The sequence below is a fragment of the Bradyrhizobium valentinum genome (assembly GCF_001440405.1).
Taxonomy (GTDB): Bacteria; Pseudomonadota; Alphaproteobacteria; order Rhizobiales; family Xanthobacteraceae; genus Bradyrhizobium; species Bradyrhizobium valentinum.
Map to the genome: position 1 here is coordinate 13743 of NZ_LLXX01000190.1, position 16581 is coordinate 30323.

At 64.0% G+C, this 16581-nt stretch carries 15 protein-coding genes; 5 read left to right on the plus strand and 10 right to left on the minus strand.

From position 1 onward, the window contains the following. Window positions 1-3: 3 nt before the first annotated feature. The 7 genes from cysT to cysG form a co-directional block, all read right to left on the minus strand. Window positions 4-810 (minus strand): sulfate ABC transporter permease subunit CysT, encoded by an 807-nt coding sequence (gene cysT, locus CP49_RS34295; protein ID WP_082646402.1) that lies wholly within the window; start codon window positions 808-810, stop codon window positions 4-6. Window positions 811-875: 65 nt separating this feature from the next. Continuing rightward, entirely contained in the window at window positions 876-1865 is a 990-nt protein-coding gene (locus tag CP49_RS34300) for a sulfate ABC transporter substrate-binding protein (protein ID WP_057854536.1), read from the minus strand. Window positions 1866-2003: 138 nt separating this feature from the next. Beyond that, window positions 2004-2729 (minus strand): phosphoadenylyl-sulfate reductase, encoded by a 726-nt coding sequence (locus CP49_RS34305; protein WP_057854537.1) that lies wholly within the window; start codon window positions 2727-2729, stop codon window positions 2004-2006. Window positions 2730-2731: 2 nt separating this feature from the next. Further along, window positions 2732-3247, minus strand: coding sequence for a DUF934 domain-containing protein (locus CP49_RS34310; protein ID WP_057854538.1), 516 nt, complete (start codon window positions 3245-3247; stop codon window positions 2732-2734). Further along, complete coding sequence (locus CP49_RS34315; RefSeq protein WP_057854539.1) at window positions 3234-4889, minus strand: nitrite/sulfite reductase; 1656 nt, start codon at window positions 4887-4889, stop codon at window positions 3234-3236. The genes CP49_RS34310 and CP49_RS34315 overlap by 14 nt, the downstream gene beginning before the upstream one ends. 12 nt (window positions 4890-4901) lie before the next feature. Continuing rightward, on the minus strand, window positions 4902-5213 hold the full coding sequence (locus tag CP49_RS34320) for a DUF2849 domain-containing protein (protein ID WP_057854540.1): 312 nt from the start codon (window positions 5211-5213) through the stop codon (window positions 4902-4904). After that, window positions 5210-6646: a siroheme synthase CysG gene (gene cysG / locus CP49_RS34325; RefSeq protein WP_057854541.1), complete on the minus strand. Its 1437-nt coding sequence runs from the start codon at window positions 6644-6646 to the stop codon at window positions 5210-5212. The genes CP49_RS34320 and cysG overlap by 4 nt, the downstream gene beginning before the upstream one ends. 253 nt (window positions 6647-6899) lie before the next feature. Between cysG and cysD the strand changes: the two genes are divergently transcribed. The 4 genes from cysD (at window position 6900) to CP49_RS34345 (ending at window position 12217) form a co-directional block, all read left to right on the plus strand. Further along, window positions 6900-7694, plus strand: a complete 795-nt coding sequence (gene cysD, locus CP49_RS34330; protein WP_057854570.1) for a sulfate adenylyltransferase subunit CysD — start codon at window positions 6900-6902, stop codon at window positions 7692-7694. Between the two features lie 24 nt (window positions 7695-7718). Next, the gene (cysC, locus tag CP49_RS34335) at window positions 7719-9635 is read left to right on the plus strand and encodes an adenylyl-sulfate kinase (RefSeq protein ID WP_057854542.1); all 1917 of its coding nucleotides are present in this window, start codon (window positions 7719-7721) and stop codon (window positions 9633-9635) included. Window positions 9636-9767: 132 nt separating this feature from the next. Continuing rightward, on the plus strand, window positions 9768-11930 hold the full coding sequence (locus tag CP49_RS34340; RefSeq protein WP_057854543.1) for a malate synthase G: 2163 nt from the start codon (window positions 9768-9770) through the stop codon (window positions 11928-11930). Window positions 11931-12016: 86 nt separating this feature from the next. Further along, window positions 12017-12217 (plus strand): CsbD family protein, encoded by a 201-nt coding sequence (locus tag CP49_RS34345; protein ID WP_057854544.1) that lies wholly within the window; start codon window positions 12017-12019, stop codon window positions 12215-12217. A 63-nt stretch (window positions 12218-12280) separates the two neighbouring features. Here the strand turns inward: CP49_RS34345 and CP49_RS45505 are convergent, their stop codons facing one another. Then, window positions 12281-12433 carry a Thivi_2564 family membrane protein gene (locus CP49_RS45505; protein WP_156438825.1) on the minus strand — a complete coding sequence of 51 codons (153 nt, stop codon included), beginning with the start codon at window positions 12431-12433 and terminating at the stop codon, window positions 12281-12283. Window positions 12434-12636: 203 nt separating this feature from the next. Between CP49_RS45505 and CP49_RS34350 the strand changes: the two genes are divergently transcribed. Further along, the gene (locus CP49_RS34350) at window positions 12637-14730 is read left to right on the plus strand and encodes a methyl-accepting chemotaxis protein (RefSeq protein ID WP_057854545.1); all 2094 of its coding nucleotides are present in this window, start codon (window positions 12637-12639) and stop codon (window positions 14728-14730) included. Window positions 14731-14913: 183 nt separating this feature from the next. On the opposite strand, the gene CP49_RS34355 is transcribed toward CP49_RS34350, so the two are convergent. Continuing rightward, entirely contained in the window at window positions 14914-15510 is a 597-nt protein-coding gene (locus CP49_RS34355) for a DUF2865 domain-containing protein (RefSeq protein WP_057854546.1), read from the minus strand. 77 nt (window positions 15511-15587) lie between these two features. Next, entirely contained in the window at window positions 15588-16355 is a 768-nt protein-coding gene (locus CP49_RS34360) for a L,D-transpeptidase (RefSeq protein WP_057854547.1), read from the minus strand. Window positions 16356-16581 lie beyond the last annotated feature (226 nt).

The following is a 16581-nucleotide window of genomic DNA, read 5'->3' on the forward strand; positions in this document are numbered from 1 at the left end:
CCCTCAGTGCGCGGGAATGCGGGTTTGCGCCCAGCGTTGCAGGCGATTGACGGCGAAGATGATCACGAACGAAGCCAGCAGCATGACGACGGCGATCGCCGTCGCATCGGCATAGCGAAATTCGGACAACCGGATCACGATCAGGAGCGGCGCGATCTCCGACACGTTCGGCAGATTGCCGGCGATGAAGATCACCGAACCGTATTCACCGACCGCGCGGGCAAACGCCAGCGCAAAGCCGGTCAATAGCGCCGGAATCAGGCTTGGCATGATCACCCGGAACACGGTGTGCCAGCGGTTGGCGCCAAGACTCGCGGCCGCTTCCTCGATTTCGGGATCGAGATCGATCAACACGGGCTGCACCGTGCGCACCACGAAGGGGATGCCGATGAAGACCATCGCAATGAAAATGCCGATCGGCGTGAACGCAACCTTGATGCCGAGCTCAGCCAGCGGCGCACCTAGCCAGCCCTTCTGCGCGAACAATTGCGTCAGCGCCACGCCGGCAACCGCAGTCGGCAGCGCAAAGGGAATATCGACGATGGCGTCGAACAGCCGCCGGCCGGGAAAGCGATACCGCACCAGCGCCCAAACGATAATCGTGCCCATCACCAAATTGACGCAGGCCGCCGCAAAGGAAAGGCCAAACGAAATCTTCAGTGCATTCAGGGTGCGGCGGCTGGTGAGAATTTCCCAGAATTGTATTGGCGAGAGCTCGAGCGTCTTGAGAAAGAGACCGGCGAGCGGAATGAGGATAATAACGGAAAGCCATGTCAGGGTCAGTCCCATGGTGAGACCAAACCCTGGCAGGCTGCTTCGCCGCGCGACCGCTGTGCTCACAAATCCCCCTTCGCTACGGCTGGCCGTTGGCCAGATCAATTCTTGTAAATCTGGTCGAAAATGCCGCCTTCGCCGAAGTGATCTTTCTGCGCCTTGGTCCAACCACCAAAAACGTCGTCGATCGTGAAAAGTTCGACCTTCGCGAAGGATTTTTCGTACTCCCTCGCGATTTCCGAATCACGCGGACGGTAGGAATTGCGTGCGGCAATTTCCTGACCCTCCTTGGTATACCAATGCTTCAGATAGGCCTCGGCTACGGCGCGGGTGCCTTTTTTGTCAGCAACCTTGTCGACGACAGCCACCGGCGGCTCGGCGAGAATCGACAGCGGCGGAGCCACAATCTCGAACTTGTCCTTGCCGAACTCGCGCTGCGCCAGGAACGCCTCGTTCTCCCACGCCAGCAGCACGTCGCCCACCCCGCGCTCGACAAACGTCACCGTCGAGCCGCGCGCGCCGGTATCGAGCACCGGGACGTTCTTGAAGAGATCGGCGACGAACTTCTTCGCCTTGTCGGCGGAGCCGAATTTCTTTTCAGCAAAGCCCCACGCCGCCAGGTAGTTCCAGCGCGCGCCGCCCGAGGTCTTCGGGTTCGGCGTAATCACCTGCACGCCGGGCTTGATCAGATCGTCCCAGTCCTTGATGGCCTTGGGGTTACCCTTGCGCACCAGGAACACGATCGTCGAGGTGTAGGGCGAGGCATTGAGCGACAAACGTTTCTGCCATTCGGGAGCCACCAGGCCCTTGGCGGCGATGGCGTCGATGTCATAGGCCAGCGCCAACGTGACGACATCCGCTTGCAGGCCGTCGATCACGGCACGCGCCTGCGAGCCCGAGCCGCCATGCGACTGCTTGATCTCGACGCTCTTGCCGGTCTCCTTGCTGTAGGCCGCCACAAACGCCTTGTTGAAATCGGCATAGAGCTCACGCGTCGGGTCGTAGGACACGTTGAGCAGGGTGTAATCGGCAGCGAAGGCCGAGCTCGCCCAGAGCAACCCAGCAACGAGCGGCAGAATGCGACGGATCATCGTTGATCTCCATTCGGCTTGATGAAGCATACCATCAAGGCACGCAGGCATAAGTCGCGACGAAAGGTCGCTTAGTCAACGAAACCGCATTTCATTGTTTGCGGTTCCGCAGCCTCGTTGTCCTATGAAGGCCGAATTCTAGGAAGTTTTCATCGTGTGGATGCCGCATTCCGTCTTGGCTCTGCCGCGCCAGCGGCCAGCGCGAGCCTCCTCGTCCGGCGAGGTCCGGCTGGAGCACGGCATGCACCCGACCGACAGGTAGCCCGAGGCGACCAGCGGATGCGGCGGCAATTTGGCAAGCTTGTAGATCGCCTCGATCTCTTCGCGCGACACGTTGGCGAAGGGATTGAATTTCAGCTTCGCGCCGTCTTCCTCGACGACGGGAATCCCGGCGCGCGCGCCGCCCTGAAAACGCTTGCGCCCGTTGATCCAGGCCGAGAACGGCTTCAGCGCCCGCGCCAGCGGCTCCACCTTGCGGATACGGCAACAGGCGTCGGGATCGGAAAACCACAATTCGCGATCGGGATCCTGGCGTGAAAGCGCTTCTTCCAGCGGCTTGATCGAGCGGACGTCGCGAAGGCCGAGTGTCGCGATCAGCGTGTCGCGATAGGCGAGCGTCTCCTCGAACAGCCATCCGGTATCGAGGAAGATCACGGGAATCGCAGGATCGACGTCCGCCATTACCTTGAGCAGCGCCGCCGATTCCGTACCGAACGACGACACCAGCGCGAGCTGTTCGCGGCCGACGGTCCGGAGCGCCGTTTCAATGACATGCGCCGGCGACGCGTCGCGCAAGGTATGGTCGAGCGTCTGCGCCGAATGCAGGATCGCCGCATCCGCGCTGAGGGCGTTCTGTAAGATCATGGTCACTGGCCGGCACTCTCCGAATGACGCAACTGCATCCGCCGATTGAGCGCGGTGACGCGGCCGTCGCCTGTCGGCTGGTAAAACACCGAATAGCGTTTCATGGTCTCGGCGAAGGCGTCGGCATCGGCGTCCTTCTTCACCTCGAAGGCGTCGAAGCCGGCGCGCGACATGAATACGAACTGGTCGCGCAGCACCTGGCCGGTGGCGCGCAGCTCGCCGTCATAGCCATGCCGTTCGCGCAGCAGGCGTGCCTGGCTGTAGGCGCGGCCGTCGCGGAAGGTCGGAAACACCAGCGCGACAGCGGCAAGGCGTTCAAGATGGGGCACGAGATCGTCGACGGCGCGATTGTTCGGCCAGACCACGCCGGTTTTGCCCGGACGGCGCGACAAGATATCGGGATCGGCGAGAAAGCGTTCCGCCGAAATCAGGATGTCGCCGTCGCCAGGCAATTCCGCGCCGTCGGCGACATGGACGAACAAATCGGTGGTGATTCTTCCGTTCTTAACGAGTGGCATAGACCCGCTCCTTGAAAGGCTCGACGCCCAGACGCTTCACCGTATCGACGAACAGTTCCTCGGGACGGTCGCGCAGCGCCAGATAGGCTTCGACAATGTCTTCGATCACGTCGGCAACTTCCGCATAGGGAACGGCCGGACCGATCAGCGCGCCCATCTGCGCGTTCTCGTCGGCACGGCCGCCGATCGTGATCTGATAGAATTCCTCGCCGTTCTTCTCGACGCCGAGAATACCGATATGGCCGACATGGTGATGCCCGCAGGCATTGATGCAGCCGGAGATGTTGATGTGCAGACGGCCGATCATTTCGGCGGTGTCGTGATTGGCGAAGCGCCGGGTCAATTCCTGCGCGATCGGAATCGAGCGCGCATTGGCCAGCGAGCAGTAATCCAGCCCCGGGCAGGCGATGATGTCGGTGACCAGATTGACATTCGGCGTGGCGAGCCCAATGCGGTCGAGCGCCTTCCACAACTGCGGCAAGTCGCGCTTGGCGACATGCGGCAGCGCCAGGTTCTGCTCATGGCCGACGCGGATTTCGCCGAACGAGTACCTGTCGGCGAGATCGGCGACCGCATCCATCTGGTCGGCGGTAGCGTCGCCGGGCGGACCGCCCACCGGCTTCAGCGACAGCGTCACGATCGAATAGCCCTGAACCTTGTGCGGAGCCACCGAGTTCTTGCGCCAGCGCTCGAACAGCGGATCATGCGCGGCCTGCTTAAGCTCGTCCGGCATGTGCGGCAGCTTTTCGTAAGGAGGATAGGAGAAGCGCGAGCGCACTTCCTCGATGACGGAATGATCGAGCGTCAGGGCGCCGTGGCCCATCTGCTTCCATTCCTCCTCGACTTCGCGGGCGAACTTCTCGATGCCGAGCTCATGGACCAGGATCTTGATGCGCGCCTTGTAGATGTTGTCGCGGCGGCCGTACTGGTTGTAGACGCGCAGGATCGCCTCGACATAGCTCAGGATATCGCGGCCGGCTACGTACGGCTTGATGGTCTTGGCGATGAACGGCGTGCGGCCCAAGCCGCCGCCGACCAGCACCTCAAAGCCGGTCTCGCCGTCTGCGTTCTTGTGCAGGCGCAGGCCGATGTCGTGGACCTTGATCGCGGCGCGGTCATGCTCGGACGCGGTGATCGCGATCTTGAACTTGCGCGGCAGGAACGAGAATTCCGGATGCAGCGTGGTGTGCTGGCGCAGGATTTCCGACCAGATGCGAGGATCCTCGACCTCGCCGGGCGCGACACCGGCCCACTGGTCCGAGGTGACGTTGCGCATGTTGTTGCCGGACGTCTGCATCGCGTGGATGCCGACCTCGGCGAGTTCGGCGAGCGCATCCGGCAATTCGGAGAGCTTGATCCAGTTGAACTGGATGTTCTGGCGCGTGGTGAAATGGCCGTAGCCGCGGTCGTAGCGCCGCGCCACATGGGCGAGCCGCCGCAACTGCTTCGACGACAGCGTGCCGTAGGGAATGGCGACGCGGAACATGTAGGCGTGCAGTTGCAGGTAGACGCCGTTCTGCAGCCGCAGCATCTTGAATTCGTCCTCGGTAAGCTCGCCGGAGAGGCGGCGCTTCACCTGATCGCGAAATTCAGACACGCGTTCGTTGATCAGCGTGCGATCGAGTTCGTCATATGCATACATGATGGATCAGCCTTAGGCCGGAAGCAGGTCGATGGTGAGGCCCTTCGAGCGAATGCGTTCGCGAAGGTTGCCGGGCTTGATCTCGCCGCCGTCCTTGAGCTCGACCGGCGCGATATAGGCGCCGACCGCGCCGACGTCGTCGGCATTGGCTTCCGCCAGCAGCGCCCGCGCCTCATCGGAGGTGCGGACGATCGCGGCGTCCGACAGGCTCGCCGACCAGCCTTGCTTGGCGGTGCGGTAGATCACGATGCCATCCGACGTACGGTTGGCGGTAACCATCGACGGGCCCGTGATCTTGATTTTTTGTTGAAGCGGAGAGGTCATTCAGCAGCATCCAGCAGTTTGGAGATGACTTGGTTGAGGTTGGACTGGCGCCACGGCGCGGAATGCGCGACGACGTCGCCGATGACGAGGATGGCGGGACCGCCATCGATTTTCTCGACCAGCGCGGGAAGGTTTTCGAGCGTACCGACCACGGCCTGCGCGTCCGGCCGCGTCACCCGCGCAAACACACCGACGGGCGTTTGCGGCAACCGGCCAGCGGCCAGGAGCCCCGCGCGCACCGATGGCGCAGCCGTTATGCCCATATAGACCACGATGGTCATCTTCTTGTCGGTCAGCACCGACCAGTCGACGGTTTCAGCGTCCTTTGCCTTGTGCGCGGTCAAGAAGGTGATGCGCAGCGCCTCGTGACGGTAGGTCAGCGGCGCCTCGAATTGCGCGGCGGCGCCGAGCCCTGCGGTAATGCCGGGCACCACCGAATAGGCGACGCCGGCCGCGCGCAGCACTTCGATCTCCTCGCCGCCGCGGCCAAAGATGAAGGGATCGCCGCCCTTCAGCCGCACCACGCGCTGTCCTGCCTTGGCGGCCTCGATCAGCAACTTGTTGATTGCATCCTGCCCGATACCGGGCTTGCCGACGCGGCGGCCGACCGGAATGCGTGAAGCGTCGCGGCGCACACGATCGAGAACTTCCGGCGAGACCAGTTCGTCGTAGAAGACGACGTCGGCATCCTGCAGCGCGCGCAGCGCCTTGATGGTGAGCAGATCCGGGTCGCCCGGCCCGGCGCCGACCAGCGTCACCCTGCCCTCGGCCTTGCCGTCCTTGCCCGCGCCGGCGAAGGCGGAAGGATCGGCGATTTCGTTCAGCGCTTTTTCAGCCTCGTGCTTGCGACCGGCGAGAACCAGCGCGCCGATCGGGCCGTCGATCACGCGCTCCCAGAAACGGCGGCGCAACGAGAATTCGGGAATGCGCGCATGCATCGATTTACGAAAGCCGCCGATAAAGGCGGCGAGATCGCCGATGCGCGCCGGCAGCACCGCTTCGATGCGCTCGCGTACGCGGCGCGCGACCACCGGCGACGCGCCGCCGGTGCCGACGGCAACGACGACGTCGCCGCGATCGACGATCGCGGGAAAGATGAAAGTGGAATGCGCGAGGTCGTCCATCACATTGACGGGCAGGCCGACCGCTTTCGCGCGCGCCGACATCGCAACCCCGAGGTCGCCGGCGCCGGCGCAGAGCACCGCGATAACGCCCGAGAGATCGGCCGTGAGCGGATCGCCGGTTGCGCGTTCGATCCTGGCGGCAGCAGCCGCATCGAGCCCCGAAACGTCATGACTGCCATCGGTCGCAAACCAGCGAATGTTGGCCCCGGCCGATGCCAAGAGGCGCAGCTTCGCGCGCACGAGATCACCGGCTCCGACGAGCAGCACCACGCCGCTTTGCAGATCGAGAAACACGGGCAGGAATCGCATGCGAAACTCGCTTCCCCCACTTCGGGGTTGACTGGAATTATTTTCTATATATGTCTCATTCAGCGGTCGCAAAGAGAAAATTATTTCTTCTCGTTTGCACCGCAACTATAGAATTTTCGCCCCCCAAGGCCAAGGCCCAGAGATGCATCTTCTCAACCCCGACTCCGCCAAAGACCGGTTGCGTGGCGCCGACCTCAAAAACGGCTCCGCCGTCCCACAAATTTTTGCCGGCGGACGGCTGCCGCCACCCTCGATGGATCATCTCGACGAGCTCGAGGCGCAGAGCATCTACATTCTGCGCGAGGCGTTCGCACGGTTGAAAAAACTCGCGCTGCTGTGGTCGCTGGGCAAGGATTCCAACGTGATGATCTGGCTGGCACGCAAGGCCTTCTTCGGCCGTGTGCCGTTTCCGGCATTGCATGTCGATACCGGCAAGAAGTTTCCGGAGATGTACGCGTTCCGCGATCGCTTCGGCAAAGAGTGGGATCTCGATCTCAAGATTGAGCCCTGCCCGCCGATCGACGCGGTTGATCCGACCTTGCCGCCGGCCGCGCGCTCTGCCGCCCGCAAGACCGAGGGACTGAAGTGGGCGCTGACCAAATATGGCTTTGACGGATTGATCGCCGGCATCCGCCGCGATGAAGAGGCGACGCGCGCCAAGGAGCGGGTGTTCTCGCCGCGCGGCCTCGAGGGCGGCTGGGACGTGCGCGATCAGCCCCCGGAGTTCTGGGACCAGTTCAATGCTTCGCCGCCTCCCGGTGCGCATCTGCGCATCCATCCGATCCTGCATTGGACCGAGGCCGACATCTGGGCCTACACCAAGCGCGAAAACATTCCGATCATCCCGCTTTATCTCTCGAAGGACGGCAAGCGCTATCGCTCGCTGGGCGACCAGGACATCACCAATCCGGTGGCTTCGACCGCCTCGAGCATCGATGAGATCCTGACCGAACTCGACGGCACCAAGGTGCCGGAGCGCGCCGGCCGCGCGCTGGATCACGAGACCGAAGACGCTTTCGAGCGGCTGCGTGTCGCCGGCTATCTCTGACGGACATTTGGTGTGAGCGCTCTGATGAACATGATCCTCCCCACGGCCGTCTCGGCCACGCCCAACGGCACCACGCGCCCGCAGGTCCGCATCGTTATCGTCGGCCATGTCGATCACGGCAAATCCACTTTGGTCGGCCGCCTGCTGCACGAGACCGGCAGCCTGCCCGAAGGCAAGCTGGAGATGCTGAAAGCGGTCAGCGCGCGGCGCGGCATGCCGTTCGAATGGTCGTTCCTGCTCGATGCGCTGCAGACCGAGCGCGACCAGGGCATCACCATCGACACCACGCAAATCCGCTTTCGCACGCGCTCGCGCGACGTCGTGCTGATCGACGCGCCCGGCCATGCCGAATTCCTGCGCAACATGATCACCGGCGCCTCGCAGGCCGATGGTGCGGTGCTGATCATCGACGCGCTGGAAGGTGTGCGCGACCAGACCCGGCGCCACGGCTATCTGCTGCATCTGCTCGGCATCAAGCAGGTCGCCATCGTCGTCAACAAGATGGACCGCGTTGATTTCAGCGCCGATCGCTTCAAGGAGATCAGCGACGAGATTTCAGCGCATCTGACCGGCCTCGGCGTGACACCGTCGGCCGTGATTCCGATTTCGGCGCGCGACGGCGACGGCGTTGCCGAACACACGGCGCGCATCCGCTGGTACCGGGGACCGACTGTGGTCGAGGCGCTCGATGCGCTCGAACCGGCCCGGCCGCTGGAGCAGCTCGCGCTGCGGCTGCCGGTGCAGGCGATCTACAAGTTCGATGACCGCCGCATCGTTGCGGGCCGCATCGAGTCCGGACATTTGAGCGCGGGCGACGAAATCGTCATCATGCCCGCCGGCAAGATCGCGAAGATCAAGACCGTCGAGAGTTGGCCGGTGACGCCGCTCAAGGGCAGCCATGGCGCCGGCCGCTCGGTCGGCATCACGCTCGATCGTGAACTGTTCATCGAACGCGGCGATATCATCGCGCATGCCGGCGCGACCCCGCGCGACACGCGGCGGATTCGCGCGCGGATCTTCTGGCTGCACGACAAGCCGCTGTCGAAAGGCGACCAGATCCTGATCCGCCTCGGCACGCGCGAAAGCCGCGCCAGCGTGGTCGCGATCGAAAAGGCGGTCGATCCCGGCGAGCTCTCCAACGAGGAGACCAAGGCGATCGCGCGCAATCATGTCGGCGAAATCGACATCTCGCTGGCGCAGCCGATCGCGGCCGACCCCTATCAGGACAATCCGCGCACTGGACGGCTGGTGATCGAGGTCAACGGCCGCATCGCCGGCGGCGGCCTCGTGCTGTCGGTCGATGCCGGGCAGCGCGCCGTTCCGATCGACATCGTGCCGGTCGAATCCGCATTGCGTCCCGAAGAACGCTCGGCGCGCTATCGCCACAACGGCGCGGTGGTCTGGCTGACCGGCCTTCCGGGCTCCGGAAAATCCACGCTCGCGCGCGCACTGGAGCGCCGGCTGTTTTCGCGCGGCGGCTCGCCGATCCTGCTCGACGGCGACACCTTGCGCGCGGGCCTCAACGGCGATCTCGGCTTCTCGGCGCAGGACCGCACTGAAAATATCCGCAGGCTGGCGGAAGTCGCGACCCATCTGGCGCGCAACGGGCACATCGCCGTCGTCGCCGCGGTCTCGCCGTCGGCGGATGATCGTGCCGCGGCACGCCGCATCGCCGACAATTCGTTCCGCGAGATCTATGTCGCGACGCCGGCCGAAGTCTGTGAGAGCCGCGACCCCAAGGGTCACTACGCCAAGGCGCGCGCCGGCACGCTGCAGGCGTTCACCGGTATCGGCAATGACTATCAGCCGCCGGCTCGGGCTGAGCTGAGCATCGACACCTCGGCCAGGACGGTTTCGGATGCGACCGACGAGATCGAGCGGATGCTGGCCGAAACCGGCATCCTGTTCGACGAACTGGTGGACCTCGCGGCTAACATCTAGGCCTTTTGGGGCCTTCTCATCGACCCGGCTTTAGGGCTAAAAGGGCGGCCAATGCCGCCCCTTTGGCGCGTTTTTTGCTGCTTTTCGCCTGAAAACAGCGTGTAAACGCCATTTCTTTTGAGAAAGCCCATCATGAATCGTGTCGATGCCCACGGATTGAAGATCGCCCCTGTCCTGTTCGATTTCATCGCCAAGGAGGCGACCCCCAAGACCGGGATTTCCCCCGACGCGTTCTGGGCCGGTGTCGCTGCCATCATCAAAAAGCTGGGACCGAAAAACCGCGAGCTGCTCGCCTTTCGCGACGCGCTGCAGGCCAAGATCGACGGCTGGCATCGCGCCAACAAGGGCAAGCCGTTCGACATGAACGCCTATACTGCCTTCCTCAAGGAGATCGGCTATCTCCTGCCCGAGCCGGCGACGCAGACGGTCGAGACATCAAATGTCGACGAGGAAATCGGCAAGATCTGCGGACCACAGCTCGTCGTTCCCCTCACCAATGCGCGCTACGCGCTGAACGCGGCGAATGCGCGCTGGGGCAGCCTGTACGACGCCTTCTACGGCACCGACGCGATCCCGCATGATCCCAGCGAGAGCGGCAAGGGTTACAACAAGGCGCGCGGCGACAAGGTGATCGCGAAGGCAAAAGCCTTCCTCGATGCTGCCGTGCCGCTGGCGACCGGCAGCCACACCGACGTGACGTCCTATAGCATCATCGCCGGCCAGCTCGCGGTGAAGCTCAAGAGCGGCAACGCCACCGCGCTGAAGACAGCTTCGCAGTTCGCAGGCTTCCAGGGCGACGCCGCCCAGCCTTCCGCGATCCTGCTCGTCAACAACGGCATGCATATCGAGGTCAAGATCGACCGCAACCATGCGATCGGCAAGGACGATCCGGCAGGCGTCGCCGACATGATCCTGGAATCGGCTGTCTCGACCATTCTCGACATGGAAGACTCGGTCGCCGCCGTCGACGCCGAAGACAAGGTGCTGGTCTATCGCAACACGCTCGGCCTGATGAACGGGACGCTCTCGGCCGATTTCGAGAAGGGCGGCAAGACGCTCAAGCGCGCGCTCAACCCCGACCGCGTCTACAAGACGCCCGACGGCAAGGATATCACGCTGCATGGCCGCAGCCTGCTTCTGATGCGCAATGTCGGTCATCACATGTTCACCGATGCCGTGCTCGACGAGAAGGGCGAGGAGATTCCGGAAGGCCTGCTCGACGCGGCCGTCGCCGGCCTGCTCGCAATCCACGACCTCAAGGGCAATTCCAAAACGAAGAACAGTCGCACCGGCTCGGTCTACATCGTCAAGCCGAAGATGCACGGCCCCGACGAAGTCGCGCTGACCTGCGAACTGTTCGGCGAAGTCGAGAAGCTGCTGTCGCTGCCCGAGAACACCATGAAGGTCGGCATCATGGACGAGGAGCGCCGCACCACGGTCAACCTCAAGGCCTGCATCCAGAACGCCTCGAAGCGCATCTGCTTCATCAATACCGGCTTCCTCGACCGCACCGGCGACGAGATCCATACGTCGATGGAAGCGGGTCCGATGATCCGCAAGAACGACATGAAGGCGCAGCCCTGGATCAAGGCCTACGAAGACTGGAATGTTGACATGGGCCTGATCGACGGCCTGCCCGGCCATGCCCAGATCGGCAAGGGCATGTGGGCAGCGCCCGACAAGATGGCCGACATGCTGACCCAGAAGCTCGGCCATCCGCAGGCCGGCGCGACCACGGCATGGGTGCCCTCGCCGACCGCGGCCACGCTGCACGCGCTGCATTATCACCAGGTCAACGTGATCGCTCGCCAGCAGGAACTCGCCAAGGGCGGACAGCGCGCCAAGCTTTCCGACATCCTCACCATCCCGGTGTCGCAGTCGAACTGGGCGCCCGACGACGTCAAGCAGGAGATCGACAACAACTGCCAGGGCATCCTCGGCTATGTCGTGCGCTGGATCGACCAGGGCGTCGGCTGCTCCAAGGTGCCCGACATCCATGACGTCGGCCTGATGGAAGATCGCGCCACCTTGCGCATCTCCAGCCAGCATCTGGCGAACTGGCTCGCGCATGGCGTCGTCACCAAGGATCAGGTGATGGAATCGCTGAAGCGCATGGCGGTCGTGGTCGACAAGCAGAACGCCAGCGATCCGCTCTACAAGCCGATGGCGCCCGCTTTCGACGGCGTCGCCTTCGAGGCCGCGTGCGACCTCATCTTCAAGGGCCGCGAGCAGCCGAACGGCTACACCGAATACATTCTCACCGCGCGCCGCCGCGAGGCGAAGGCGGCAGGCTGAATCATGGCATGATGCCGCGGTTCCGATAGGAACGTCCGGCGCGGATTGCCGTTGATCGTCATCTCAGTTTCGAGGAGGAGATGATGATGGATTGGAACAGGGTCGAAGGAAACTGGAAGCAGTTCAAGGGTTCCGCCAAGGAGAAGTGGGGCAAGCTCACCGATGACGATCTCAACGTGATCGAGGGCCGCCGCGAGCAACTCGAAGGCAAGCTGCAGCAGCGCTACGGCTTTGCCAAGGACCAGATCCACAAGGACGTGGACGACTGGTTCAAGAGCTTGAAGTAAGGTGGCGCTTCCCGAACATCAAAAGCCCCGGCATCGGCCGGGGCTTTCGTTTGGGTCGCCGCCCTAGACCGTGATGTATCTCAACAGCGAGATCACGCCCAGAATGATCACGACGACACGGGCGATCTGCTTGGCGCGGCCGTCGAGCGGCAGGAGATTGATGAGATAGAGAACGAGGATAACGACCAGGAACGTGATGAGAATACTGACAAGCATGTGAGTCCCCCTCCGGCGCTCGCCGAAAATGCGCTGTTAGTGGTTTGTTAACGTGAACCGGCGCCGCGGGTTCCGGGCGGGGAACTGCAAATCTCATGGGCAAAATCGCAAGCGTTTCAATGCCCCCGTAGTACTACCCGGTTCCAAACTGCCTAAGTCTTTACCGTTCTCCCTCCAAATGGCCGGGCACCTGGGGGAGCATCATGTTGAACCGTCTGACCGTATCCGCGCTGCTGAAGACCGTCATCCTCGTCACCTCTTTCTGCGTGGTGGTTGGATTTTCGCTCAACGCCTGGGATTCCTGGGGCCGCCTGCAGGTGGCGAGCCGCATCGCAGTGATCGCAGATGCCTCCGCGAACATGTTCAAGGCGATGCACAATCTGCGCACCGACCGCTCCACGACCAACCGGCTGCTGAATTCCGATGCGCCGATGGAAGCCGATATCGAGAAATATCTGCGCAACATCCGCGACACCGAAATGCCCGCAATGGCCAACGCGCTCGGCCTGCTCAGCGGACTGCAATTCGCGCAGCAGCAGACGCTGGTGCCCGAGTTCGACCGTCTGCTCAAGTCGATGACCTCGCTGCAGAAGGAATTCTGGGAAGCGATGGGCAAGCCGAAGGCCTCGCGCCGCCCGACGCTGGCCAAAGAGTATATGGACACGACGACGACGATGCTGGAAACGCTCGACAAGCTGTCCGGGTCGGTTGCCGCCGCCATCAATCACCAGGACGCGACCATCGACCAGTTGCTGGCGATCAAGCAGATCGCCTGGCTGTTGCGCAACACCGCCGGCGAAGCCTCGCTGATCGTCGCGATCGGGCTCAACAGCGGCAAGATCACGTCGGAGGCGAAGCTCGCCTATACGAAATATGCCGGCGGCATCGACGCCGCATGGAGCGCCCTGGAGTTGACGGCCGCGGGGATGCAGTTGCCCCCGGCGATTTCCGCCGCCATGGCCGCGACCAAGACCGGCTATTTCGAGCCGTCATATCTCGCGTTGCGCGATCGGCTGTTGACGCAGATCGCGGCCGGCGAGAAGGCGGAATTGACCCCGAACCAATGGACTCCGATCACGGTCGGACGTCTCGCTACCGCCGTCGGCGTGGCGGAAGCCGCCCTCGACGCCGCCAGGGACCAAGCCGCGCTGCTGCGCTCCACGGCCCAGCGCTCGCTGATCATGCAACTCTCCCTGCTGGCAGGCGCGCTCGCATTGGCGTTCGGCGCCATGGCGATCGTCACCCGCCGAGTCATCAAGCCGCTGCACAACATGCGCGACGCCATGCTGAAGGTCGCGGCCGGCGACGTTCACGTCGATACGGGCTACGCCGCGCGCCACGACGAGATCGGCGCGCTGGCCGGCGCGCTGGAGACTTTCAAGCAGCAGGCCGCCGACAAGGCCCGCATCGAGGTGCAGGAGCGCGAGCGCAACGCCGGCGCCACGGCGCGGCAGCAGGCGATCGAGAGCTATGTCGGCGAGTTCGAGAGCATGGTGCGCCAGACGCTCAGCCAGCTCGGCGATGCTTCCGGCCAGATGCGGACCACCTCGGCCAGCCTGTCGACGATTTCGCGCCAGACCAACGAGCGCGTCCAGGTCGCCGAGAAGGCTTCCGGCGAGGCCTCGATGAGCGTCGAAACCGTGGCCGCGGCTTCCGAAGAGCTCAGCGCCTCGATCAACGACATCAGTCAACAGGCGGCGCACGCGGCTGATATCGCCAGCCGCGCGGTCGGCCAGGCGCGCAACACCGACGGCACCGTCCAGGGGCTCGCCCAATCGGCCGGGCGGATCGGCGAAGTCGTCGGCCTGATCAACACCATCGCCGCCCAGACCAACCTGCTGGCGCTCAATGCGACGATCGAAGCCGCGCGCGCCGGCGAGGCCGGCCGCGGCTTTGCGGTGGTCGCCTCCGAAGTCAAATCGCTGGCGAGCCAGACGGCGAAGGCGACGGAGGAAATCTCCGAGCAGATCTCCGACATCCAGCGCGTCGCGGGCGAGGCGATCGACGCCATCAAGGGTATCGGCAGCATCATCGGCGAGGTCAACGAGGTCGCGACCACGATTGCCGCCGCCGTGCAGCAGCAGGGCGCCGCGACGCAGGAGATCACGCGCTCGACGCAATTCGCGGCGCAGGGCACCAAGAACGTGTCCGACAACATCACCGGCGTGAAGGCCGATGCCGACGCGGCAGCAGCCGCCGCCGAGGATGTGAAGCAGGCTTCCCAGACGCTGGAAACGCAGAGCCAGCAACTGGGCAGTCAGGTCACCGCGTTCCTCGGCAAGATCCGCGCGGCGTAGCCGGATGGCTATAGCGGCATCCTCATTGTATCGCCGTCACCCTGAGGAGGCCGCAACGCGGCCGTCTCGAAGGGCGACGGCCACTGGCGGGGCCGTTCATCCTTCGAGGCTCGCTTCGCTCGCACCTCAGGATGACGGGTTAAGATGATGGCCCGGTCAGGCCCGGGCCATGACAGCCCGTAATTACTCCCGCGCCACGACAGGCACGCGCCCATACTTGGCGCGGACCTTCTCGGATGCGGGCGAGAAATTCAGCTCCGCGCCGCGCTTGTCGCCACCGCGGCCTGCGACCAAGAGACCGTTCTCGCCGGCGACGATGTCGCCTTTGCGTAGCGTCGGATCCTCCTCGATCTTGACCGGCGCGAGCCCGACCTGGTCCTTGCCGTTGCAGGTGCAGCCTGCCACGAGTTCGTTGCGATAGCGGAAGGCGTTCGGCAATTCCGAGTAGGACTGGCCGTTGTCGGCGGCGGCGTTGTCGATGCCGCTGCCGTAGAACAATTTGGTCTCGCTCGCAGGACACAGTTTGTTGCAGGAGGCCGCCCGGCTCGCATTATCAGATGCAGGCACCGGGAAATAACGTCCGTCGCAGGTCCGCACGCAGTACGCCTGGCCGCCGCCGTAGCGGCCACGCCCCTCGCCTCGCGGCGCGTAAATCTGCCCGTCGTCATTGCCGAAGGGCATCTGGATATGGGGCTGATGGCGCGGGCGGCCGAACCCGCCGAACAGTTGCGAGAAAAAGTCCTGGGCCTGCGCGGCCGGCGCCAGCACCGAGGCACACATCAGCGCGGCCGCCCCCCATGCTGAGAGTTTTCCCGATCGCACCAAGCTTCTCCTGTCGCGCAACACGACGCGTCCGTTCAGTTTACTTGCGGCGCAATAAGGTTCATCGCCTGGCGGCCCGCGGGCGTAGTCGCGACCGGGCGCGGATGCGCGCCGACCGGACGAGCTGTGATGCCGGTCCTGGTATCCCCACCTCGCGCCATGACCGGCGCGCGCTTCGGCAGCACCACGACCTTGGTGCCGACATCGACCCGGCTGAACAGATCTGTGACATCCTCATTGGTCAGGCGGATGCAGCCCGACGAGACGAACTTTCCGATCGTCGAGGGATCGTTGGTGCCGTGAATGCGGTACTGGCTGGTGCCGAGATACATCGCCCGCGCGCCGAGCGGGTTACCGGGACCACCGGCCATGAAGCGCGGCAGATAGGGCTGGCGCGCGATCATCTGGGCCGGCGGATGCCAGTCCGGCCATTCCGCCTTGCGGCTGATGGTCTGCACCCCGGACCAGGTAAAGCCTTCGCGGCCGACGCCGACGCCGTACCTGATGGCACGGCCCTGGCCGAGCACGTAATAGAGCGTGGTGTTGCCGGTATCGATGATGATGGTGCCCGGCCCCTCCGTCGTGCCATAGGCGACGACGGCGCGGCGAAGCCGTTCGGGCGTCGCGCCCTCGTCGGCGCCGATCACCTCGTCGGCGGGATACCCATTCGGCTGGCTCGAAGCGTAGCCGAGCATCTGCGCGTTCGCGCTCGAGATCACTAACGGCATCAGCAAGACGGCGCTGACGAGGACGAGCGCGCTTGCCACGCGCGACGAAAGCCGGCGATCGGAGGACTGTGTCATGGGCCTGCCCCGCTGGATGTGTGCATCGTTGGATGCTCTGCACCAACAAACGCGGCTGCGGGCCGGCGGTTCCGTGCGCCCGACACCGCGCCACCGCGCGCCTAATGCGACACCGCTCACGCCGGCGCGATTGGAACCCGCGCGCTCGCGTCACGTTATGATCGCTGTCCGGTTTGCGACGTCGCCGTTGCCATGTCATCGCCGCTTCGGGCGAGGGAAAACCATT

Bases quoted from the DNA above. Each gene is read 5' to 3' on its own strand.
- CP49_RS45505 (WP_156438825.1), bottom strand. From the start codon at position 12,433: ATGCTTGTCAGTATTCTCATCACGTTCCTGGTCGTTATCCTCGTTCTC.
- CP49_RS34345 (WP_057854544.1), top strand. From the start codon at position 12,017: ATGGATTGGAACAGGGTCGAAGGAAACTGGAAGCAGTTCAAGGGTTCC.
- CP49_RS34315 (WP_057854539.1), bottom strand. From the start codon at position 4,889: ATGTATGCATATGACGAACTCGATCGCACGCTGATCAACGAACGCGTG.
- CP49_RS34355 (WP_057854546.1), bottom strand. From the start codon at position 15,510: ATGTGTGCCTCGGTGCTGGCGCCGGCCGCGCAGGCCCAGGACTTTTTC.
- CP49_RS34340 (WP_057854543.1), top strand. From the start codon at position 9,768: ATGAATCGTGTCGATGCCCACGGATTGAAGATCGCCCCTGTCCTGTTC.
- cysD (WP_057854570.1), top strand. From the start codon at position 6,900: ATGGATCATCTCGACGAGCTCGAGGCGCAGAGCATCTACATTCTGCGC.
- CP49_RS34300 (WP_057854536.1), bottom strand. From the start codon at position 1,865: ATGATCCGTCGCATTCTGCCGCTCGTTGCTGGGTTGCTCTGGGCGAGC.
- CP49_RS34320 (WP_057854540.1), bottom strand. From the start codon at position 5,213: ATGACCTCTCCGCTTCAACAAAAAATCAAGATCACGGGCCCGTCGATG.
- CP49_RS34305 (WP_057854537.1), bottom strand. From the start codon at position 2,729: ATGATCTTACAGAACGCCCTCAGCGCGGATGCGGCGATCCTGCATTCG.
- cysC (WP_057854542.1), top strand. From the start codon at position 7,719: ATGAACATGATCCTCCCCACGGCCGTCTCGGCCACGCCCAACGGCACC.
- CP49_RS34360 (WP_057854547.1), bottom strand. From the start codon at position 16,355: ATGACACAGTCCTCCGATCGCCGGCTTTCGTCGCGCGTGGCAAGCGCG.
- cysG (WP_057854541.1), bottom strand. From the start codon at position 6,646: ATGCGATTCCTGCCCGTGTTTCTCGATCTGCAAAGCGGCGTGGTGCTG.
- CP49_RS34310 (WP_057854538.1), bottom strand. From the start codon at position 3,247: ATGCCACTCGTTAAGAACGGAAGAATCACCACCGATTTGTTCGTCCAT.
- CP49_RS34350 (WP_057854545.1), top strand. From the start codon at position 12,637: ATGTTGAACCGTCTGACCGTATCCGCGCTGCTGAAGACCGTCATCCTC.